The sequence below is a fragment of the Rhizobium beringeri genome (genome assembly GCF_004306515.1).
In the GTDB taxonomy this organism is placed as follows: domain Bacteria; phylum Pseudomonadota; class Alphaproteobacteria; order Rhizobiales; family Rhizobiaceae; genus Rhizobium; species Rhizobium beringeri.
The window spans coordinates 4059033-4078822 of the sequence record NZ_SILG01000001.1 but is presented as its reverse complement, the minus strand read 5'-3'; the positions used below and the strand labels follow the sequence as shown (position 1 = coordinate 4078822).

The following is a 19790-nucleotide window of genomic DNA, read 5'->3' as shown; positions in this document are numbered from 1 at the left end:
AATTCCGGACGGAAAACCGCTTCGCACTTTTCCTGGAATTGCTCTAGTGGCGAAATCGGAATCGATTTTCGAGGTTATGCGCGAAGGGCGATAGAAGACGTCGCCTTCGCCGCCTTTCCTTCGAAGACGATATCGAGGAATTCGGTCAGCCAGGCTTTCAGCGGCGCGTCGAACAGCATGCGGCCTTCGAGGTGTTCGCGGCCCTGCTGGGCGTTCGGCAGGATGAAGCGATGGGCGCCATGCACGACCCAGCGATGCATCATCACCCGGGTCAGTTCGGCGTGGAACTGCAGGCCCCAGGCGTTGTCCTCGTAGCGGAAGGCCTGGTTCGGATAGGCATCGCCTTCGGCCAGGAGGTCGGCGCCGCGCGGCAGTTCGAAGCCCTCGCGGTGGAAATGATAGACCATCCTCGGCCAGTGCATCAGCAGGCGGCCCTTCTCGGTCGGGTGCAGCGGATACCAGCCGATCTCCGTCGAGCCGTCGGCATTCGACTGCACCTTGCCGCCGAGATGATGCACCAGCATCTGCGCGCCGAGGCAGATACCGAGGTAGGGGCGTTTTTCCCGCAGGGGAACGTCGATCCAGTCGATTTCCTTCTTGATGAAGTCATCGGGATCGTTGGCACTCATCGGCCCGCCGAAGACGACGGCGCCGGCATGGTCTTTAAGCGTTGTCGGAAGCGACTGACCCAGAACCGGTCGACGGATATCGAGGCGATAGCCCTTTTCGACGAGCAATTGGCCGACACGGCCGGGGCTCGACCGCTCCTGATGCAGGACGATGAGGATCGGGCGCCCGTCGCGGTTCGGGTTTTGCTCAGTCGGTATCATCTTGCGCAACCTGGACATCCGTCACCCGGGCGGCGGCCTCCTGCCGCTTCTGGATGCGCTCGCGCGAGGAGACGCCGAGCAGATCGGCGATACGCCAGATCACATGGTCTTCCATCTCGCTGCGCTCGCCATCGGCATAAACGATGTCCCAGAGGATGCCGATCAGCTCGAGGCGTTGCTCGGTATTGAGATGACGTTTCAGGTCGGCGGTGAAGCGATAATAGTCGACGGCGGAGCTTTCGGCCTCAAGGCCGGCGGCTATCAGAGCATCGAGCTGCTTGCCATCGAGTGCATACTGCTCCTTGAGGAGCTTGCGCAGCCGCTTCTTCTCGCTGGCTTTGATCTGACCGTCGGCCTCCATGACCTGCATGCAGAGCGCGGCCACTGCGATGCGGGGATCATCAGGGGCAAAACCTTTCTTCGGGTGGTCGGCGGTGAGATTCTGGAAGAATGCCTGGAAGCGTTCGAACATGCGGTTTTCGTTCCATTTCAGAAAAGGCGGAGCCGTGTCTTGGGTTCCGGTTCCACCCTGGGATCGCGAACGCCGGGATCATCCGGCAGTCCGCCAAAGAAAGGTTTCGCCTCGCCAGGCGCGGGCGCTTTATCGCCCGCGGCCGGTTCGACGGGTTTCGGTTTTGCCGATGCCGGTGCCGGGGTCGGTGCCGGCGTGGGGCGCACGGCCTCGGCAATCGTCGCGGCGCGTTCCAGCTCAATGATGCGATGGTCGTTAACCGGGCTTTCCGGCCTGACGTCGCGCAGCGGCGGCAGTGTCTTCAAAGCCGTTTCGATCGAGGCCGGCGCCGAACCGTCTTCGAGCGGACCCTCGATCTGGCCGAAGGGTGCCTTCCATTCGAAGGCGTCGAGGCGGCCGGTCACGGGCGATACCGGCAGCCATTTGTCGGAGACGAAGCCGTCTGCCACCCAGGCCGGATCGCGCGGCGCCTTGAGCGCCTGGGCCAGCCAATGGCGCACGCGGCCCTGGTCTCCGGTCTCGGCTTCTTCGATGTCGGCCAAAAGCAGGTAGGCGGCTTCACGCGGCTGCATGCGGGCTGCCGCTTCCGCTTTGGCGCGAGCCTTGGCGAATTCCTGCGCGTCGAGTGCCGCCTGGGCGACGACGAGAAGGGATTCAACGTTGTTCGGGCGCTGCCCTTCCAGCCGCTCGGCGCGCTTCAGCCGGTCGAGCGTGGAATCGCCGCTGCGGGCCCGGACATAGGCTTGGCCGATCTCAGGATGAGGTGCCGATTTCCATGCCTGTTCGAGGATCGAGGCGGCCTTGCGCACGCCGCCTTCGCGGAACAGCGCCTTTGCGGCGATCAGGGCCGCCGGAATGAAATCGGCGGCAAGCTTCAGCGCCTGCAGGGCGTCGTCGCGGGCACCCGTCGGGTTGCTTTCCAGCTTCTCGGCGGCGCGCGCCGTCAGAAGGACGGCGTGTAGGCGGTTGGCTTCGGCTTTTTCGACGACGCGGGCGGCCTTTTGCTGTTCGAGTAAGCGGATCGCATCATCCCAGCGGCCGGCCTGGCTGCGATATTCGAGCGTCGCCTGTGCGGCCCAGGGAAGATATGGCGCGTTGTCGGCAGCCTTTTCGGCATATTGGCGGGCCGCCTCGTTGGCCCCGAGGCGGCGGGCTTCCAGATAGAGGCCGCGCAGGCCAAGCTCGCGCGTCTCCGGATCGTTGGCCATGGCCTCGAACTTGGCGCGCGCCTCATCATGGCGACCTTCGATCAGGGCGGCCTGGGCTTCGAGCAGGTTGATCAGTGGTTCCTGATCGGAGCGGATGAGGCCACGCGAGCGGGCGGCCATCTTACGGGCGAGCAGCGCATTGCCGGCGCCGGCGGCGATCAGGCCGGTCGACAGTGCCTGATAACCGCGGTCCCGTTTGCGGGCGCGGAAATAACGCGTCACCGAATGCGGCGAGGTCCAGACGAGACGGACGAACCACCAGGCGATCATCACGGCGGCAATGAGAGCGATGATCGCGCTGGCGGCGACGATCAGTTTCGTCTGGTAGATCTGGCCTTCCCAGATCAGCGAGAGGTCGCCGGGACGATCGGCGAGCCAGGAGAAGCCGTAGGCAAGAAGCAGCACGAAGAGGGCGAAGACGACAAGGCGGATCAGCATGGTCTTATCCTTCCTTGCCGGTGCCGGAAACCGCTTTCGACAGCGCCCCGCCGACCAATTCCTCGACGCGGATGCGCGCTTCGAGCGATTGCTTGAAGGCGGCGGAGGCCTGTTTGCCGAGAGCCGGCAGGTTGTTCCATTCGGCGGATGCGCCGGGCAGGTCGCCGCTCTTCACCTTCTCCTCCATGCGGGCGGCAATGGCTTCGACGCTTTCGCCCTCGATATTGCCAACGGGACGGACACTCACCAGCGACTTGGCGCTCGACATCAGCCGGTCCGACCAGCTTTGGTTCGGGTCCGGCTGGTTGACGGCTTCGACGATCGCGGTGGCGACATCGGGAACTTCGCCCACCAGCTCGGTGCGTGAGGGAATGCCGGTTTCGGCAAAGGCTCTAAGGTCGGCGACGGCCGGATCGTCGGGTGCGACGCCGGCGAAGGTGTCGAGTTCGGCCAGGAAAGGACCACCGCGATCGATCGCCGCCTTCAGGGCGGCAGCGGCGATCGCCCGGGCAACGGCGACGTCCTCGCGCGGCTCGTTCAGCTTCTTTTCGGCCTCTTCGAGGCGCTTGGCGATATCGGCGCCGCTCGTCGTCTGCTGCTCGGATGATTGGGTAAGCGTTGAGCGCAGCTGGTCGACCTGACCGGTCAGTTCCGCAATCTTCTGGTTGAGTGCCTCGACGTTACCTGAATCGGCCGGTGCGGCGACTGCGGGGGCCCTCGCAGCCGTTTCCAGCGCAGCGACGCGCTTCTCGAGCTCACCATTATCCGCGCTCGCCGGATTGGCGGCAAGGTTGGCGATGGTCTGTTTCAGGCCGTCGATCTCACCGGCAAGATCGGCAGTCTCCGGCGAGGTCGTCTGCGGCACGGCGGAGTCCGGGAGGTAACCCGCATACTGGATAGCGCCGGCGCCAAGCAGCGCCACGAGGCCGCCGAAGATGCCGGCGGCAATGAGACCGGAGGTGCCGGCGCTCTTCGGCGCAGGCTGTTCGGGAGGAGGGGTGAAGGAGGGTTCTGGAGCTGCCGGTTCCTCCTCCGGCGCATCCATCACAGGCTTCTCTTCATCTTCGGCATGCGACGCAGTCTCGGTTTCGGGCGGCAGGCCGGCATTGGCGGCAGCGGTGCTGTCGGCGTCGGCAGTTTCATTGTCTACCGGTTTTTCGGTATCGGCTGCAGCGGCGAATTCCTGTGCATCGAGGTCGATCGTGACCGGCTCGTCGGCGCTCTTCGAATGGCGTGGCGGGTTTCCCGATACCATGAGGTCCTCTTTATTCTGCATTGCAACGAAACTAGACAGTGATGCCAGTTAAGGGAAGAGGTTAGATCAAATTTGGGCGGTTAGAGCCTTCAAAGTAGCGACAGAAGACTCCTCTCATCCGCCATCGGTGAAATCGTTACGTTTTTTTTCAAAGCGGTCGGGATGGCTTGCGCCACCGCCTCGCTGAGGCAGAGAAGGCGGATTCCGCTATGTTCCGGCACGGCCGAGCGCAGTTCCGGCGGGCGAAAGAAATCCTCGGCCGTCTGCCGGGAATAGAAGAGAATAACCTCGGGGTGAGGCCCGGAGAAAATCGCTTCGATCTCGGCCGGGCTGGGGACGACCGGTTGCATACGATAACATTCGGCGATGGAAAAATGGATGCCGAGTTCGCGCAATCTTGCTTCAAAAGTCTCGGCGCGCGGGGTGCCGGCGAGGTAGAGCAGCGTGCCCGGTTTCTCCGCTGCGACGAGATCGGCGAGATCGCGGCCGTTGCCCTGGGATGAGGCGACGGATCGGAAACCAAGGCTGCGCGCTTCTTCGGCCGTCGTTTCCCCCACTGCAAAAAGCGGGCGGGCAAGATGCGGACGAAGTTTCTCCCCGAGAGCGGAGAGGGCCCTGATAGCCTCGGCGCTGGTCACGGCGATTGCGCTGCTGGTGTTTGCAAGCGCGGCTAGGGCGGCGGCGCTGTCGTGCAGCGGCTGACGCAGCGGCAGCAGCAGGGGCTCGTGGCCCATATCGCGCAAACGTTGTGCGGTTCTCGTCGCCGAATGCGCGGGGCGGGTGACGAGCACACGCATGGCCGCTTCAGTGCCAGTCGTCGAAAAAGGCGCTGCCGGCCCTTGCGCGCACGTCCTGGCCGGCGCGGGTGCCGAGTGCTGCCGCATCGCGGCGGTGGCCATCGGTCGTCACCGCATGCTGGCTGCGGCCGTCGGGGGTGATGATGAGGCCGGAGAACCGGATCAGGTCGCCTTCGCAGACGGCATAACCGCCGATCGGCGTGCGGCAGGAGCCGTCGAGTGCGGCGAGGAAGGCGCGTTCGCAGGAAACGGTGTCGAAGGTCGTGATATCGTTGACTGGCACCAGCAGATCGTCGACCCTCGTATCGCCGATGCGGCTTTCGATGCAGATCGCTCCCTGCGCCGGCGCCGGCGGGAAGGTGTCGGGATCAAGGATATCGGTCAGTACGTCGACCTTGCCGAGGCGTTTCAGGCCGGCAAGCGCCAGCAGGGTCGCATCCACCTCGCCCTGTTCGAGCTTGCGCAGGCGGGTTTCGACGAGGCCGCGGAAGGTGACGACGTTGATGTCAGGCCGCATACGGCGGATCAGCGCCTGGCGGCGGAGCGATGAGGAACCGACGGTGGCGCCATGCGGCAGGTCGATCAGTTTGCGCGCGGTGCGGCCGATGACGGCGTCGCGGATATCTTCACGCGGCAGATAGGCAGAGAGATAAAGCCCCTCGGGCAGCTTCGTCGCCATGTCCTTGGCGGAATGTACGGCGAAATCGAGCTCGCCGGCGGTAAGCTTCTGTTCAAGCTCCTCGGTGAACAGGCCCTTGCCGCCGATCTCGGCCAGCGACCGGTCGGTGATGCGGTCGCCCTTGGTAGTCAGCACGACGATCTCGAACATGTCCTCGGGCAGATGATGCGCTGCCATCAGCCTGTCGCGGGCCTCATGCGCCTGGGCAAGTGCCAGCGGGCTGCCTCGCGTGCCGATCCGGAAAGGTTTTGTTTGCATCCGCTCTATTCCGTTGTTACCGGAGTTCTCGTAAACGGGTTTCCATCCCATCGCAATCAACGAACAGGCTTCATGGTTCCCTTTCTGCGCATCCTTGGCATCGAAACGAGCTGCGACGAGACCGCCGCCGCGGTCGTCGAGCGCGATGCTGAGGGGCGTTCCAACGTGCTGTCGGACGTGGTGCTTTCCCAGCTCGACGAGCATAGCGCCTATGGCGGCGTGGTGCCAGAGATCGCCGCACGCGCCCATGTCGAGGCGCTGGACGAGCTGATCGAGGAGGCGCTGAAGCGCGCCAATGTGTCGCTCAACGATGTCGACGCCATCGCCGCCACGTCGGGGCCGGGGCTGATCGGCGGGCTGCTTGTGGGATTGATGACCGGCAAGGCGATTGCCAGAGCCGCCGGCAAGCCGCTCTATGCGGTCAACCATCTCGAAGGCCATGCGCTGACGGCGCGGCTGACGGATGGGCTTTCCTTTCCCTATCTGATGCTGCTCGTCTCCGGCGGCCATACCCAGCTCATCCTGGTGCGCGGCGTCGGACAGTATGAGCGCTGGGGCACGACGATCGACGATGCGCTGGGCGAAGCCTTCGACAAGACTGCAAAGTTGCTGGGCCTGCCCTATCCCGGCGGACCGGCGGTAGAGCGGATGGCGCGGGACGGCAATCCCGATCGGTTCGATTTTCCGCGGCCGCTGGTCGGCGAGGCGAGGCTCGATTTCTCCTTCTCCGGCCTGAAGACGGCGGTGCGGCAGGCGGCGCAGGATATCGCGCCGCTCAGCGATCAGGACGTGGCGGATATCTGCGCCTCGTTTCAGAAGGCAGTTTCGCGGACGCTGAAGGACCGTATCGGCCGTGGCCTGCAGCGGTTCAAGGCGGAATTTCCGACGACATTCCCTGCTACTGGCCCTGCTGCTGGCCCTGCTACTGGCGAAAAGCCGGCGCTCGTCGTTGCCGGCGGTGTCGCCGCCAATCTCGAACTGCGCGGCACGCTGCAGGCGCTGTGCGACAAGAACGGTTTCCGCTTCGTCGCGCCGCCGCTGCACCTCTGCACCGATAATGCCGTGATGATCGCCTGGGCAGGGCTGGAACGGATGGCGACCGGTGCCGCACCGGATACGCTCGACGTGCAGCCGCGTTCGCGCTGGCCGCTCGATTCCAATGCGGAAACGCTGATCGGCTTCGGAAAACGAGGGGCCAAGGCATGAGCGAAAACATCGCCGTCGTCGGATCGGGGGCTTTCGGCACGGCGCTTGCCGCCGTCATCGCGCTTGCCGGCCGCAGCGCCGTGACACTCGTCGGGCGTGATCCGTCACTGATTGCCGATCTGAAAGCCGAACGGCTGCATGATGCGGTGCTGCCCGGCATTCTCCTGCCCGACACGCTGGAATTTTCCGCCGAGCCGGATGCGGTCGCCGGCGCCTCCATCGTGCTTTTTGCGATGCCGTCGCAGGCGCAGGCCGATGCGGCGCGGCAATACGGCCCTTATCTTTCCAAGGATGCCGTGGTCGTTACCTGCGCCAAGGGCATCGAGCGGGCGACGGGCAATCTTTTGACCGACATGCTGGAACGGGAACTGCCGGACCATTCCGTCGCCGTGCTCTCCGGCCCGGGTTTTGCCGCCGACATCGCCAAAGGCCTACCGACGGCGATGGCGATCGCGGCGGCCGACATGGAGACCGCGGAGCGGCTTGCTCAGGCCATATCAGGCCGGACTTTTCGGCTCTACGCCTCCAACGACCGGATCGGCGTGCAGCTTGGCGGGGCGCTGAAGAATGTGCTGGCGATCGCCTGCGGCATCGTCGAAGGCCGTGGCATCGGCGATTCCGCCCGTGCGGCGCTGATTGCGCGCGGGCTCGCGGAAATGTCGCGCTTCGTCGTCGCCAAAGGCGGCCTGGCGGATACGGTGCGCGGGCTTTCCGGCCTCGGCGATCTGGTACTGACGGCGACGAGCCATCAATCGCGAAACCTGCGCTTCGGCATCGCGCTCGGGCGCGGCGAAAAGACCGATCCCCTGCAGGGTGCGCTGGTGGAAGGCGCGTTTGCCGCCTCCGTCGCCTCGCGGCTTGCGGCGGAATTGAAGGTCAGCATGCCGATCACCGATGCCATTTCCGCCATCATCGACGGCAAGCTCGATATCGCAGAGGCGATAGAGCAGCTGATGACGCGTCCGATCACCACCGAATAGGAGACAGACATGCTTTTCGCCCTTCTCTGCAAGGACAAACCGGGACATCTGAACGTGCGCATGGATACGCGTCCGACGCATATCGAGCATCTGAACAAGCTGAATGCCGAGGGGACGCTGAAGATCGCCGGCCCGTTTCTCGATGACGACGGCAAGCCCTGTGGTAGCCTGATCATCGTCGAAGCGGAATCGAAAGAGGCGGCGCGTGCGCTTGCCGATGCCGATCCCTATGCCAAGGCCGGACTGTTCGAAAGCGTCGACGTCAAGGCCTACAACTGGGTCTTCAACAAACCGGAGGCGTGAGCATGGCGCACTGGCTCTATAAATCCGAACCCGCTTCCTGGTCCTGGGAGCAGCAGAAGGCTGCCGGCGAAAAGGGCACGGAATGGACCGGCGTCCGCAACTATCTGGCGCGCAACAATATGCGGGCGATGCAGATCGGCGACAAAGGGTTCTTCTATCATTCCAATGACGGGCTGGAGATCGTCGGCATCGTCGAAGTCTGCGCCCTGTCGCATCCCGATTCTTCCGCCAAGGGCGATCCGAAGTGGGATTGCGTCGATATCCGCGCCGTCATGGACGTGCCGAAGCCGGTGACGCTGAAGGATGTCAAGGCGAGCGAGAAGCTCGCCAAGATGGCGCTCGTCACCTCGATGCGGCTTTCGGTGCAGCCGGTCACCGACGAAGAATATCTCGAAGTCTGCCGCATGGGCGGACTGGACAATCCGCCGCGTTGAAGACCGATCCGCAAGCTTTCATTCGCGCCAATACCAGCCTGATGCCGCCGCCGCATGTGCCGGAGATTTCGCTCTATCTGGCAAGCGAGGCGCATGAGCTCTGGTTGAAGACGGAGGAGGAGCTGGAAGCGATCGGCCTGCCGCCGCCCTTCTGGGCTTTTGCCTGGGCGGGCGGCCAGGGACTGGCACGCTACGTTCTCGATCATCCGGAAACGGTGCGCGGCAAGCGCGTGCTGGATTTCGCCAGCGGTTCCGGCCTTGTCGGCATTGCGGCTGTGATGGCCGGTGCCCAGGAGGTCATAGCTAGCGATATCGATCCCTGGGCGGAGACGGCGATCCGGCTGAATGCCGAGGCCAATCGCGTTTCGCTCGGATTTACCGGCGCCGATCTGATCGGGCAGGCCGTCGATGCGGATATCGTGCTTGCCGGCGACGTCTTCTACGACCGCGTTTTCGCCGATGCGCTCGTTCCCTGGTTCGCGAAGCTCGCAGCCGACGGCAAGCGGGTGCTGGTCGGAGACCCCGGACGCAGTTACCTGCCGAGAGAGAGACTGGAATTCTGCGCGGTTTATGAGGTGCCGGTAACGCGGGCGCTGGAGGACAGCGAAATCAAGAAGACGACGGTGTGGCGCTTCGCTCGGCACGAGATATCCAAAATGTTCCCGACGAACTTAACCTGACATCACCGAGCTGGCTTATGACGGGATAGCGTGCATATTCACACGGGCTATCCGCAGAGCGTTGATCAACGGGGGAACTTATGACGATCTACGACAAGCTTCGCCAAGCGCCGTTCAACCTCGACGACGCTGCGATATCCTGGATCCGCGACGTCTATGCCTCGCTCGATCTTAATGACAAGATCGGCCAACTCTTCACCTTGATCATGATCGGGACGGATGAAGAGGATTTCAAACGCATTGCTTCACTAAGGCCGGGCGGCGTAACCCGCTTCTTCACGGCCGACCTCGAGCTCGAGCGGCGGGTCATCTCCGACCTCGTGGCCAAGAGCAAAGTCCCGCCCATCATCAGCGCAGACCTCGAAGGCAGCCGTCATTCCTTCGCTTTCGGCACTCCGGTGCTGGGCCAACTTGGCCTTGCCGCCGTCGACGACGTTCAGGCGACCGAGAAAAGTTCAGAAATCTTGGCACGCGAGGGCCGCGCGATGGGGGTGCGCTGGTCCTTCACGCCAGTCATCGACATAAATACCGCGTTCCGATCACCGATTGTCGGTACACGTTCATACGGCTCCGATGTCAACAAGATTGAGCGGCACGCGGTTGCCCATGTTCACGGTCTCCAACGAAATGGAGTTGCCGCCACCGCAAAGCACTGGCCGGGCGAGGGATATGACGACCGCGATCAGCACCTCGTTACGACGACCAATCCGCTTTCCATGGACGAGTGGAAGGAAACCTTCGGTCGGCTCTATAGAACGCTGATCACCGAAGGCGTGTTGGCAATAATGAGTGGGCACATTTCCCTTCCGGCCTATATTCGATCGAAGATGCCGGATGCCGGGCTTGAAGCTTTCCGACCGGCCTCGGTTTCTCGGTTGCTGAACGTTGATCTTCTCCGACACGAACTCGGCTTCAATGGTATCATCGTCTCTGACGCGACCCCCATGGGAGGGCTGTCCGCCTGGGGCCACCACCTCGATACGCTGCCTGATATCATCGCAAATGGCTGCGACATGATCCTCTTCAGCGATGAACCTGAGCAGGATATGGCGGCGGTCAAGGCTGCCGTCGAAGATGGGCGAATTACTCCGGAACGACTTGAGGAAGCGGTTCTTCGCGTGCTGGCGCTCAAGGCGCATCTCAAACTTTTTCAACCGTCAGATGTCCTCCCCGATGCGGCTGAAGCGCGCCGCCTGCTTGCGCATCCAGACAATGTCGCTGCATCAAGGGAATATATCGGCCGCTCGCCTACGCTTGTGAAGGACGTCAATGGTATCTTTCCGCTCGATCCGGCGAAGACAAAGCGTGTGCTGCTGGTCGACGGCGGCATCATTCATCCGCTCATGCCGCAGCCACTGAAATTCTTTCTACCCGCGCTGTTGCGGAAGGAGGGTTTCGAAGTCACGATCGACCGAGCGGACATCGTGCCGACCCCCGACGACGTCGACCTCGTCCTCTACGCGCTAGGCGACGAGTCGCTGCTCGTACGAGGCCGGATATTCGTCGACTGGCATAGGATGGGTGGTGGGGGCCTTTTCAAGGCCATGTACCGACCCTGGACGAATATTCCCTCCGTAATGATCTCCTTTGGGCATCCCTATCACCTTTACGATGCGCCGCGCGTGCCGGCCTATATCAATGCGTACTCCACCATGGACAGCGTCCAGGAAGCTGTCGTTGATTGTATGCTCGGTCGCAAGCCCTTCCTCGGCACCAACCCGGTAGACCCTTTCTGTGGCCTTGAAGATGCGCGCTATTGAAGTCATTGGGAGCAGAGGCTGCCGACCTATTGGAACGGGGCAACAGGCGCGTTCCGATCATTCCGCATCCGTAGAAATGACGCCGCCTCGACGGGAATAGAACCCTCGGCACAGCACCGCCTTACCTGCTCGACAGGGCTATCACAGCGTCATTGCGCATCACCACCTCTATATGTGCGCAGAATGCTGAGAGACGGGCGAGGAGGAATTGGCGGCGAAGCCATGAGCCTCTGTAGAAGAGACATCTTGCGCGTTTTTGGCTGTTTCTGCGACGGAGGCAGTTCTTGCGCCGCTCTTTTCGCAAGTTCGAAGTCAAAATCAAAAGACATTTCGGGCTTCGTCCACCATTTGGAAATCTCGAAGACTAGAATGCAGGAAACGTGCCAACCGCGGCGTTAGGCGGTGCTGGCACGCCGGCGTCAACCCTGCCGCCTTGCGCTATTGCGCTTAGAACAGGATGATTTTAGGCCGGGTCGGCCCAAAATCCGAATCCTGTTCTAAATTATATAGTTAGAGCATGATCTCATCCGAAAACCGCCCACACTTTTCGGCATCATGCTCTACAGCGCCGCGCGTCTTTTCAGACGCGCAAAGGACGCTGTAGCACTTTGAATTTGCGCATAATCCTTTCCGAAAACCGATTCCGATTTTCGGGGTTATGCGCTAGGATACGGCCTCAAATCGAATGGATTGCGCGCCTTCCCACAGCGTGAGGCGCCCTATTTCGGCCAGTTGGTCGAGATTGGATGTGATTGTGATGAAATGATTGCCAGCCAGTTGGCCCATTTTCGATGAAAAATCGACGCCTCCGTAGGCAAGCAGGATTTCCGTTTCGCTAATGCCTCCCGGGTAAAGGATGATATGACCGGGGGCCGGATGGCTTGTATGGTTCTCATAACCGACGCCGAAATCATGGTCACCAAGCGGGATCCAAACGCCCTCGCCAGACCAGCGAACGTGCACGATTTTACCATCGAACGGCATCTGCTTGATGAATGCTTCACAGGTTTTGGGCGCTCTGGCAGTTTCCAGGACAGCGTCGAAGATGAAAGGCCCTGCTGTAATTTTCAGTTTCATGATGTCGCTCTTGTTAGATTTGACTGCTTGTTGATTTGTCTCGCCGCGGCTTTCCGATATTGCCCGTGGCCCTTGGTGCGCACTAGGACACCGGTTTCGACGACAGGCTTTCCGGCGACAATTGTCGTTATCGGCCAGCCGGTGATCTCGGTCCCCTCGTAGGGCGAATAGTCTGCGCCATCATGCAGTTCCGCATGACGGATGGTCCGTTGGATGGCTGGATCCCAGATCGCGATGTCCGCATCCGCCCCAGGCGTCGATCGTGCGCGCAGCACCCGACAGGCTCTGCCCGATCTGGACAATCTTGCCGTCTTTAATGCCGATATCCGCCTGGAAAACATCCGCAGCAGTCGCCACCGTGCCGTTCTGGATGATGAGATCGTAGTTGCTCACAAGCCTGATCTTCAGTGTTGCAGGATTTTGCCAAGGAAAGCTTCGGTTCGTGGGTTGTGTTTTCCCGCGAAAAACTCCTCGCTCGGACGATCCTCGACGATCTCGCCCTGATCGATGAAAATCACGCGTGTCGCCACCCGGCGGGCAAATCCCATCTCATGGGTGACGACCATCATCGTCATGCCGTCCTTTGCCAGTCCGGTCATGACGTCGAGCACTTCGGAAATCATCTCTGGATCAAGCGCGGATGTCGGCTCGTCGAAGAGCATGGCGAGCGGATCCATCGCGAGCGCCCGCGCGATCGCCACGCGCTGCTGCTGCCCGCCGGAGAGTTGGCTTGGATATTTTTTCGCGTGGTCTGTCAGCCCGACGCGATCAAGAAGCGCCATGGCCTTCGCATGGGCTGCCGTTTCGCTGCGGCCAATGACAATCTTCTGCGCCAGCATGATATTGTCGATGATCGTCAGATGTGGAAACAACTCGAAGTTCTGGAAGACCATGCCTACCCGCGTGCGAAGGTTCGGCAGGTCGGTCTTCGGGTCACCAACTTCGATACCATGCACCCGGATCGAACCTTCCTGAAACTGCTCGAGCCCGTTGACGCATTTGATCAATGTCGATTTGCCCGACCCCGAGGGACCGCAGACAACCACGACCTCACCGCGCTCGACGTTCACCGAGCAGTTCTTAAGGACAGCGAACTGACCGTAATATTTGGTAACGCCAGTGATCTCAATCATGCCCGGCCTTTCTGGAAACGCGCGATGGAAAAGGGTTGCAAGGCTCTATCGGTCTCGCGACCGAGAACGAGCCGAGATGTCAACTGGCCGACGATCGGGCCGAGCGTATAGCCGTTTGAAGCGACGGCGTTGAAGAACCCGGGCATTGACGGGTGTTCGCCGAGGATCGGCGCACCGTCGATGTTGATGTTCATCGCCGCCCAGCTTCGGATGACGTGAAGTTTGCGCAGAGCGGGAACGACGTGCTGGGCAGCCCAAAGGTTCCCCTCAAGGCTCGACAGTAGCGGGCGTGGATGTTGATGGACGGGATCGAGGCCTGCGGTCCAGCCGCCGCCGATGATGAAATTCCCGTTTGCCGCCTGCTTGAGTGTCAAATGGCGGTCGGCATGGGCGACGAGACACGAGATCAAAGGTGCTGCGGCCTCGGTAACCACCATCTGCAGCGGAGCTCCAAATACCGGCACATGGACACCGAGCATCGCGCCGATCCTTGAAGCGAAGGCACCGGCTGCATTGACGATCCGTTTTGCCCGCACTATGCCCCTCGATGTCTTGACCTCGAACCCGTCGTCCGAGGTCCTTATTCCGGTGACCTCGCAATTTTCGAAGACTTGAGCGCCGTCTCGCCGTGCCGCCTCCAATATATATTGCGTCGCGACGAGAGGATTGATCTTGCCCTCCTGGGAGCAGTAGGCAGCGCCGACGAAGTGAGAAGACAGAGCAGGCTCCAGGGAGCGCAGTTCCTCTTGCCCGATCAAACGGCAATCGATCCCGGCCGCGCACTCCACCCCGACCTTTTCCGCCAGAAAACGCATGTGGTCATCGGTTTCGGCCACCATGAGGCCGCCTGTGACCTTCATCTCGAAATCCTGTCCAAGCTCGCTTTGCAGCGCGGCCCAAAGAGCGATTGAATCCCGCTGGAGGGGAAGTGTTTGTGCGGCCGCTCCGCCGCCACCTTCGGCACGGGCACCGTGGTCGAAGGAAAGCAGCTGGGCGTGAAGGCTTCCCGCATTCCCTCCAGACGCCAGCGAGTTCGCAAAAGCGCGCTCCACCACCACAACGTCCTCGCCTTCCCTGGCAAGGAAGAGCGCCGTCGAAAGGCCTGCAATGCCTGCGCCGATTACCAGCGTCGACGTTTCCGTCACCGGCAAAGCTTGAGGATTCGCCACTGGGGGTTTTTCCGGCAAAAGTGCGCGCTTGTGGCCGCCCCATTCCGGCTTTTCGACCGCAAACGCCGCCAGCGGAATAGGTCGAAGTGGCATTTGCGGAGCCAGAAAACCGCTCGTTTCGCCAGCGAGGTGCCGTTCTTTCGCGACGTCAGCGATCGCTTTGCCGCAGTAGCGGCTCTGACACCGCCCCATGCCTGCACGCGACAGGCGCTTTAATGTCGAAACGTCCTGCGCACTATCTGCGCTGAGCGTCCTCAAGACACCGTAAGTCACGCCCTCGCAACGGCAGATCAATGCATCATCTGGCAGAATTGCCGTCTTTGTCTTTGCATCGTCCTTCGGCGCAAAGACCTGCCAAAGGGCTTCTTGAAACCGTCTATGGCGGGCAAGCCGTTTCATTGGGCTTTCGTCGGTTTGGACAAGGAGGCCCAATTTTCGAGCAATCGCCGCGGCGGCGATCTGCCCTTCTGCCATCGCAACATGCGCGCCGCCGAAACGCGCCGCTTCACCGACAATATGCACGTTCGCAAGCGTTGTCTGACCGTCGAGATCTCGCACTGCCCGCAGATCGCCGCCAACGACCTCATGGCCGCATCCGAGTAGCCGCGACAGCTCATTGGAGGATGTGAAATTGCCGCCGATAAGGACCGTGTCAGCATCGAGATTGGTCTCACCGCCTGGTCCGGCGAACGTGACGCTCTCCACACGCTGCGAACCGTTGATCGAGGTGAGTACGCTATTCCAGCCTATCTTGACGCCCGCGGACCTGAGCGTCGATATCTGGTGCAATCCGTGACGGGCGAGAGCGGGATCCGTTGTCAGAAGGCTGAGGGCGGCCACAGGCCGAGACCACGGTGGCGGCGCTGCTTCCAGCAAAGCGACTATGGAGGCTCCTGCCTTTCGAAGTTCGTTTGCGACCTGCATATTCAAAGGACCGTTTCCGGCAATAACGATCCTTCGGCCGGGCACGGTGCCGTAGCTCCTCAGCAACGTCTGGGCGGCCCCTGTTGTCATCGCACCAGGAAGTGTCCAACCCCTCACCGGCGTTGGGCGTTCGTAGGCCCCCGTCGCGATGATGAGTATTTTCGGCTTGCAGTAAAACGCATGGCTGGACCCATAGCAGGCGATAATAAGCGAACCGTCGTCGTCACGTGCGGCACCCCACACCACTGTAGCACTTAGAAATGTCACGCCGTGGTCGTGCACTTCCCCTATAAGCGCTGCGCCGGATAAAGCCTGCTCGTCGCCACTCAATCGCTCGGCGGCGCTCCGTGTCGAGGGTTGTTTGAAATACTGCCCGCCGGCAGACGGCCGTTCATCAATGACGGTCACCTTGGCGCCGGCCGCAGCAAGGAGCTGCGCTGCGGCAAGCCCTGCGGGCCCCGCTCCGACAATGAGAACGTCCATCGTCCTTGTCGTCAAGGAATGCGGCACACTGCAGAGATCGGCAATCTGACCAGTGGCAAGGTCGGGCCGCGCAGCAGGACGCAGAACCTGCATGTCATCGTCGACGATGGTCATGCAGGCCCGCTGGCTGACTTTTCCGTCGATCGTCACGAGGCAATCGTGACAGACACCCATTCCACAGAAGAGGCCACGGCCGTCGCCTTTGATGCCTTGAGAAAATTCATGCCGCCCCGTCGCCTCGATGGCGGCGGCAACAGACATGCCCTTTTCGGCAAATATCTGCAGACCGTCGACCGAGAGCCTGACCCGCGCATCGTCGGGCCTCACGCTCTGGTTTATGGAAGCGACGGGCATCATGGAATTCCTCAGGCGCCGAACGCCAGACCGAAATCGGCCACCAATTTCTTCATGGCGGCATCCTGCGCGGGCGGCAACGGTAGTCGCGGCGGACGCGGCAGGCCTGCGCCAAATCCCATGTGGGTCAGCAGCGACTTCGTTCCTGCGACATAGGCCTGGCCCCCGACCGCCTGAATGACAGGCAGCCATTTGAGGTAAAGCTCTCTTGCCTCGTCGAACTTTTTCTCATTTGCAACAAGTTCGAAGATCCGCGCCATCGGTCCTGGCGCAACATTTGAAGCCACTGCCACCCAGCCCTGCGCACCCATAACGAAAGACTCGAACCCGAGAATACCCCCGAACACAGTCATATCGTCGCCAGCCAGCCGGATGATATCGCGCACGCGCGTCACTTCGAGGGTGGACTCCTTGATATAGTCGCAGCCGTCGATTTCGGCGATGCGCTTGACCAACTCCGGCGTCAGATCGACGTTTGCGGTCGCGGGATTGTTGTAGACCATAATCGGGATGGCCACGGCAGACGCAATGCTCTTGTAGTGGTGAACGAGTTCGTCATCCGTTGGGGTGGAATAGAATGGCGGAATGATCATCACACCGTCGGCTCCCATTGCCTCGGCCTTGACGCTAAGGCGAATGGACTCCCGCGTATCTTCCGCTCCCGTGCCGATCAGAACAGGCACCCTTCCCGCGACAGTTTCGATGACGGTCCTCGCCACACTATCGCGCTCTTCCTCGCTGAGCGATAGAAACTCACCCGTCGATCCAAGAGGGATCAGGCCATGGATACCTTCCTTGACCTGCCAGTCGGTAAAGGCAGCCAGCCCCTTCAGATCGACCGCGCCGCTGGGATCCAAGGGAGTAATCATCACGGTGTAGACACCGCGGAACGTCTTCTGCATTTGAAAATCCTGGTTCTAGCGCTTCTCGTTAATGGAAAGCCGAGATCCGGCTTGACCGAGACGCTTTTCGATATGGCTCTGGAAGAAGTCCCAGAGTGTTGTGAGGAGGAGGTAATAGATCGCCGCGACAGCAAACAGTTCGAGCACCATGAACCGCTCCTGGATGAGAACCTGGGTCCGGCGAAGGAGTTCTTCGACCGAGATGACGGAGGTGACAGAAGTCGTTTTCAAGAGACCGTTCACCGAATTGCCGAGAGGCGGAACGATAACTTTGAAGGCTTGCGGCATCACGATGTAGCGCATGATCTGACGCTCAGTCATGCCGAGCGCGCGCGCTGCCCTGGTCTGGCCTTCCGGCACAGCTTCGATACCGGCACGAATGATCTCCGCGAGATAAGCCGCCTCGTTGAGAGCCAATCCGAGCAACGCCGCCTCTATGACGGTGAACTTGATGCCGAACAGTGGAAGCGCCGTGTAGATCGCAATCAACTGTACAAGAAGCGGCGTGCCGCGAAAAAGCCAGATATACGCCTTGGCAATGTAGTATGGCACCCGCCGCGACGATCGCCGCATCAATGCAAGAGCAAAGCCCAGAATAAGCCCCGCAATCAACGAGACGACGGTGAGCCAAACGGTCGTGAACACCCCGCCAAGTATAAAGGGGTTGAACAGATAACCGAAAAAGCCAGACCAGTTCCAAAGCGACATGAAGACGACTTTCTGCAAGAGGTTTGGCGCGACGTGGTCGCGCCCCGCCTCATCTCTAAACGATCTTTGAAATCAGTTCAGCGGCCGGGGCCTTTGACCGAATAGTCACCCGCGACCATCGGCAGACCGTATTTGTCGAAGAGCGCCTTCAGAGACCCATCCGCCTTCATGTCTTTCAACGTCGCAGACACGGCATCAGCCAAAGCCGGGCTTTTGAATGCGACAGAAACCGGAGCGGGGTAGAGGCCGCTGATTGCCCGTTTGAAGTCCCCGCGAGAATCGTACTCCTTGGCGACGGCGTCGATCGACACGACACCCTGCACCTGGCCTGCCCGCAGAGCCTGGTAGGCGAGGGCGAAATTATCGAACGTCTGGATGGTCAAGCCTTCTTTGCCCGCGTCACGCAGTTCCTTGTCGAGAAGGCGTGTCTTTGTTTCCTCGAAACCACCGATTTCGACACCGATCGTCATGCCGGCCAGATCATCTTTTGCGGCGACGTTTTTCTTCGAATCTGGTGCCACGGAGACGCTGATGGCCTGATCTTCATAGGGGATCATCTGCATGATCTTGCCGCGTTCTTCGGTGAAGAAAATGCCCGTATTGATCATGTCCCAGCGGCCAGCCTGCAGGCCCGGAACCATCGCGGAGAATTCGATGCGGACATATTCGGGCTCAAGGCAAAGGCGCTTGGCGATCTCTTTGCCGAGGTCGATGCGCATGCCCTTCAGATCACCCGTGGAGTCGATGAACTGGAGCGGCGGAAGCGTTGGATTGGTCGACATGACGAGCGTGCCGGGCTTGATCAACTCGCTTGCCGCCACTTTGGGTTCGCAGGATTGAGCGAAGGCAAAAGACGCTGTGATCGACAGGAAGGACGCGGCAAGAACACTGCGAGAGAAGTGTGAACGGAGCATGGAGAGCCTCTGGAGTTCGGTTCTTTATCGTTGGATCCCGACCCTGCATTCAAGTGGGATCCCACTTTTATACAAAAGTTCACCGTTGATGCAAGTGCATTCTCAATTCATCGATTCAGTAGTTCGCAAGGACGCCCTGACGGACGACTTCGAGATGATCGGTCATGGCTCGGCGAGCCGCCTCGGCATCGTTGGCGGCCAAGGCAAGCAGGATCGCTCGATGTTCTCGCACGCCCGGCTTCGCGCGCACGACGGGCAGCTGTCGTTCGAAGATCGTGGTGTAGCGTCGCATCTCCCCGATCGTGGTTGCCATAAAGGGGTTGCGGCTCTCGCTTGCGATATAGTTGTGAAGCGCATCGTCAAACGCCCAGACCACCTCAGGGTCAGGTTCGGGGTCGGCCTCGATCTCGTCAAGCATCCTTGTCAAAGGGTCCAGTTCAAGTCGCGAAACGTGGGGACTGGCGAGCGCGGCCGCAGTTGGTTCGAGCAGCATCCTCATGGTGAGGCTGTCAAGGTAGTCCTTGAGACTGATGACCCTGACCGAGAGAACGCCTTTTTCGTTTCTGACAAGCAGTCCCTCCCCTTCGAGGCGTCCCAACGCGTGGCGCATAGGAGAACGCGAAACGGCATGTTTGGTCGCCAGGCGGCGTTGCTGGACGACCGATCCGCCCGCGAGCCTGGCTGATAGAATATCGGCCAGCAGGGAACGGTAGGTTTCGTCAGCAAGGCTGGAGTCGCCAACTTCATTCAGACCATCGTCCATCTGCACTCGTTCCAGTCCTTTTCCAAATCGGCTATCATATGTAACAAGTGATTGCGTAAGGAA

The 19790-nt window shown here is 61.0% G+C and carries 20 protein-coding genes and 1 pseudogene; 6 read left to right on the top strand and 15 right to left on the bottom strand.

What is annotated here, in order from left to right:
- Positions 1-74: 74 nt before the first annotated feature.
- The 6 genes from ELH03_RS20340 to hemC all read right to left on the bottom strand — a co-directional run bounded on the left by ELH03_RS20340 (position 75) and on the right by hemC (position 5937).
- Positions 75-848, bottom strand: coding sequence for a glutamine amidotransferase (locus ELH03_RS20340; protein ID WP_128411843.1), 774 nt, complete (start codon positions 846-848; stop codon positions 75-77).
- A complete protein-coding gene (locus ELH03_RS20335; RefSeq protein WP_105007611.1) occupies positions 817-1302 on the bottom strand; it encodes a tellurite resistance TerB family protein in 486 nt (161 codons plus the stop codon). Before ELH03_RS20335 ends, ELH03_RS20340 begins: the two co-directional genes overlap by 32 nt.
- Before the next feature lie 17 nt (positions 1303-1319).
- A complete protein-coding gene (locus ELH03_RS20330; RefSeq protein ID WP_128411842.1) occupies positions 1320-2948 on the bottom strand; it encodes a heme biosynthesis protein HemY in 1629 nt (542 codons plus the stop codon).
- A gap of 4 nt (positions 2949-2952) precedes the next feature.
- Positions 2953-4224, bottom strand: a complete 1272-nt coding sequence (locus ELH03_RS20325; RefSeq protein ID WP_197727769.1) for a COG4223 family protein — start codon at positions 4222-4224, stop codon at positions 2953-2955.
- Positions 4225-4292: 68 nt separating this feature from the next.
- Entirely contained in the window at positions 4293-5000 is a 708-nt protein-coding gene (locus tag ELH03_RS20320; RefSeq protein WP_130766598.1) for a uroporphyrinogen-III synthase, read from the bottom strand.
- A 7-nt stretch (positions 5001-5007) separates the two neighbouring features.
- Positions 5008-5937 (bottom strand): hydroxymethylbilane synthase, encoded by a 930-nt coding sequence (gene hemC / locus ELH03_RS20315; protein WP_024320396.1) that lies wholly within the window; start codon positions 5935-5937, stop codon positions 5008-5010.
- A 72-nt stretch (positions 5938-6009) separates the two neighbouring features.
- Here hemC and tsaD point away from each other — a divergent pair, with 72 nt between their 5' ends.
- The 6 genes from tsaD to ELH03_RS20285 all read left to right on the top strand — a co-directional run bounded on the left by tsaD (position 6010) and on the right by ELH03_RS20285 (position 11300).
- Positions 6010-7143: a tRNA (adenosine(37)-N6)-threonylcarbamoyltransferase complex transferase subunit TsaD gene (gene tsaD / locus ELH03_RS20310; RefSeq protein WP_128411839.1), complete on the top strand. Its 1134-nt coding sequence runs from the start codon at positions 6010-6012 to the stop codon at positions 7141-7143.
- Positions 7140-8123 (top strand): NAD(P)H-dependent glycerol-3-phosphate dehydrogenase, encoded by a 984-nt coding sequence (locus tag ELH03_RS20305; RefSeq protein WP_024320394.1) that lies wholly within the window; start codon positions 7140-7142, stop codon positions 8121-8123. The genes tsaD and ELH03_RS20305 overlap by 4 nt, the downstream gene beginning before the upstream one ends.
- A 9-nt stretch (positions 8124-8132) precedes the next feature.
- Positions 8133-8426, top strand: a complete 294-nt coding sequence (locus tag ELH03_RS20300) for a YciI-like protein (RefSeq protein ID WP_003543605.1) — start codon at positions 8133-8135, stop codon at positions 8424-8426.
- Between the two features lie 2 nt (positions 8427-8428).
- Positions 8429-8860: an EVE domain-containing protein gene (locus ELH03_RS20295; protein WP_024320393.1), complete on the top strand. Its 432-nt coding sequence runs from the start codon at positions 8429-8431 to the stop codon at positions 8858-8860.
- Positions 8857-9540 carry a class I SAM-dependent methyltransferase gene (locus ELH03_RS20290; RefSeq protein WP_024320392.1) on the top strand — a complete coding sequence of 228 codons (684 nt, stop codon included), beginning with the start codon at positions 8857-8859 and terminating at the stop codon, positions 9538-9540. Before ELH03_RS20295 ends, ELH03_RS20290 begins: the two co-directional genes overlap by 4 nt.
- A gap of 80 nt (positions 9541-9620) precedes the next feature.
- Complete coding sequence (locus ELH03_RS20285; protein WP_130806781.1) at positions 9621-11300, top strand: glycoside hydrolase family 3 protein; 1680 nt, start codon at positions 9621-9623, stop codon at positions 11298-11300.
- Between the two features lie 663 nt (positions 11301-11963).
- On the opposite strand, the gene ELH03_RS20275 is transcribed toward ELH03_RS20285, so the two are convergent.
- From ELH03_RS20275 to ELH03_RS20240, 9 genes and pseudogenes are all read right to left on the bottom strand, one after another.
- Complete coding sequence (locus ELH03_RS20275) at positions 11964-12377, bottom strand: DUF3830 family protein (RefSeq protein WP_018072093.1); 414 nt, start codon at positions 12375-12377, stop codon at positions 11964-11966.
- Positions 12374-12628 (bottom strand): annotated as a pseudogene (locus ELH03_RS37985) (dihydropyrimidinase); the annotation flags it as partial. The gene ELH03_RS20275 and the pseudogene ELH03_RS37985, both read right to left, overlap by 4 nt.
- Entirely contained in the window at positions 12558-12734 is a 177-nt protein-coding gene (locus ELH03_RS37980) for a hypothetical protein (protein WP_233942489.1), read from the bottom strand. The pseudogene ELH03_RS37985 and the gene ELH03_RS37980, both read right to left, overlap by 71 nt.
- Before the next feature lie 47 nt (positions 12735-12781).
- Complete coding sequence (locus tag ELH03_RS20265) at positions 12782-13510, bottom strand: amino acid ABC transporter ATP-binding protein (protein ID WP_011653851.1); 729 nt, start codon at positions 13508-13510, stop codon at positions 12782-12784.
- Positions 13507-16440, bottom strand: coding sequence for an FAD-dependent oxidoreductase (locus ELH03_RS20260; RefSeq protein WP_412034396.1), 2934 nt, complete (start codon positions 16438-16440; stop codon positions 13507-13509). The genes ELH03_RS20265 and ELH03_RS20260 overlap by 4 nt, the downstream gene beginning before the upstream one ends.
- Before the next feature lie 11 nt (positions 16441-16451).
- Entirely contained in the window at positions 16452-17342 is an 891-nt protein-coding gene (gene dapA / locus ELH03_RS20255) for a 4-hydroxy-tetrahydrodipicolinate synthase (protein ID WP_128411837.1), read from the bottom strand.
- 15 nt (positions 17343-17357) lie between these two features.
- Entirely contained in the window at positions 17358-18050 is a 693-nt protein-coding gene (locus ELH03_RS20250; protein ID WP_011653848.1) for an amino acid ABC transporter permease, read from the bottom strand.
- 77 nt (positions 18051-18127) lie between these two features.
- Positions 18128-18964, bottom strand: coding sequence for an ABC transporter substrate-binding protein (locus ELH03_RS20245; protein ID WP_130766597.1), 837 nt, complete (start codon positions 18962-18964; stop codon positions 18128-18130).
- Positions 18965-19079: 115 nt separating this feature from the next.
- Positions 19080-19733: a GntR family transcriptional regulator gene (locus ELH03_RS20240; protein WP_027666894.1), complete on the bottom strand. Its 654-nt coding sequence runs from the start codon at positions 19731-19733 to the stop codon at positions 19080-19082.
- Positions 19734-19790: the final 57 nt, after the last annotated feature.

Coding starts and splice junctions, on each gene's coding strand:
- ELH03_RS20320 (WP_130766598.1), bottom strand. CDS start 5,000: ATGCGTGTGCTCGTCACCCGCCCCGCGCATTCGGCGACGAGAACCGCA.
- ELH03_RS20300 (WP_003543605.1), top strand. CDS start 8,133: ATGCTTTTCGCCCTTCTCTGCAAGGACAAACCGGGACATCTGAACGTG.
- ELH03_RS20245 (WP_130766597.1), bottom strand. CDS start 18,964: ATGCTCCGTTCACACTTCTCTCGCAGTGTTCTTGCCGCGTCCTTCCTG.
- hemC (WP_024320396.1), bottom strand. CDS start 5,937: ATGCAAACAAAACCTTTCCGGATCGGCACGCGAGGCAGCCCGCTGGCA.
- ELH03_RS20305 (WP_024320394.1), top strand. CDS start 7,140: ATGAGCGAAAACATCGCCGTCGTCGGATCGGGGGCTTTCGGCACGGCG.
- ELH03_RS20335 (WP_105007611.1), bottom strand. CDS start 1,302: ATGTTCGAACGCTTCCAGGCATTCTTCCAGAATCTCACCGCCGACCAC.
- ELH03_RS20340 (WP_128411843.1), bottom strand. CDS start 848: ATGTCCAGGTTGCGCAAGATGATACCGACTGAGCAAAACCCGAACCGC.
- ELH03_RS20295 (WP_024320393.1), top strand. CDS start 8,429: ATGGCGCACTGGCTCTATAAATCCGAACCCGCTTCCTGGTCCTGGGAG.
- ELH03_RS20260 (WP_412034396.1), bottom strand. CDS start 16,440: ATGCCCGTCGCTTCCATAAACCAGAGCGTGAGGCCCGACGATGCGCGG.
- tsaD (WP_128411839.1), top strand. CDS start 6,010: ATGGTTCCCTTTCTGCGCATCCTTGGCATCGAAACGAGCTGCGACGAG.
- dapA (WP_128411837.1), bottom strand. CDS start 17,342: ATGCAGAAGACGTTCCGCGGTGTCTACACCGTGATGATTACTCCCTTG.
- ELH03_RS20265 (WP_011653851.1), bottom strand. CDS start 13,510: ATGATTGAGATCACTGGCGTTACCAAATATTACGGTCAGTTCGCTGTC.
- ELH03_RS20275 (WP_018072093.1), bottom strand. CDS start 12,377: ATGAAACTGAAAATTACAGCAGGGCCTTTCATCTTCGACGCTGTCCTG.
- ELH03_RS20285 (WP_130806781.1), top strand. CDS start 9,621: ATGACGATCTACGACAAGCTTCGCCAAGCGCCGTTCAACCTCGACGAC.
- ELH03_RS20250 (WP_011653848.1), bottom strand. CDS start 18,050: ATGTCGCTTTGGAACTGGTCTGGCTTTTTCGGTTATCTGTTCAACCCC.
- ELH03_RS20325 (WP_197727769.1), bottom strand. CDS start 4,224: ATGCAGAATAAAGAGGACCTCATGGTATCGGGAAACCCGCCACGCCAT.
- ELH03_RS20330 (WP_128411842.1), bottom strand. CDS start 2,948: ATGCTGATCCGCCTTGTCGTCTTCGCCCTCTTCGTGCTGCTTCTTGCC.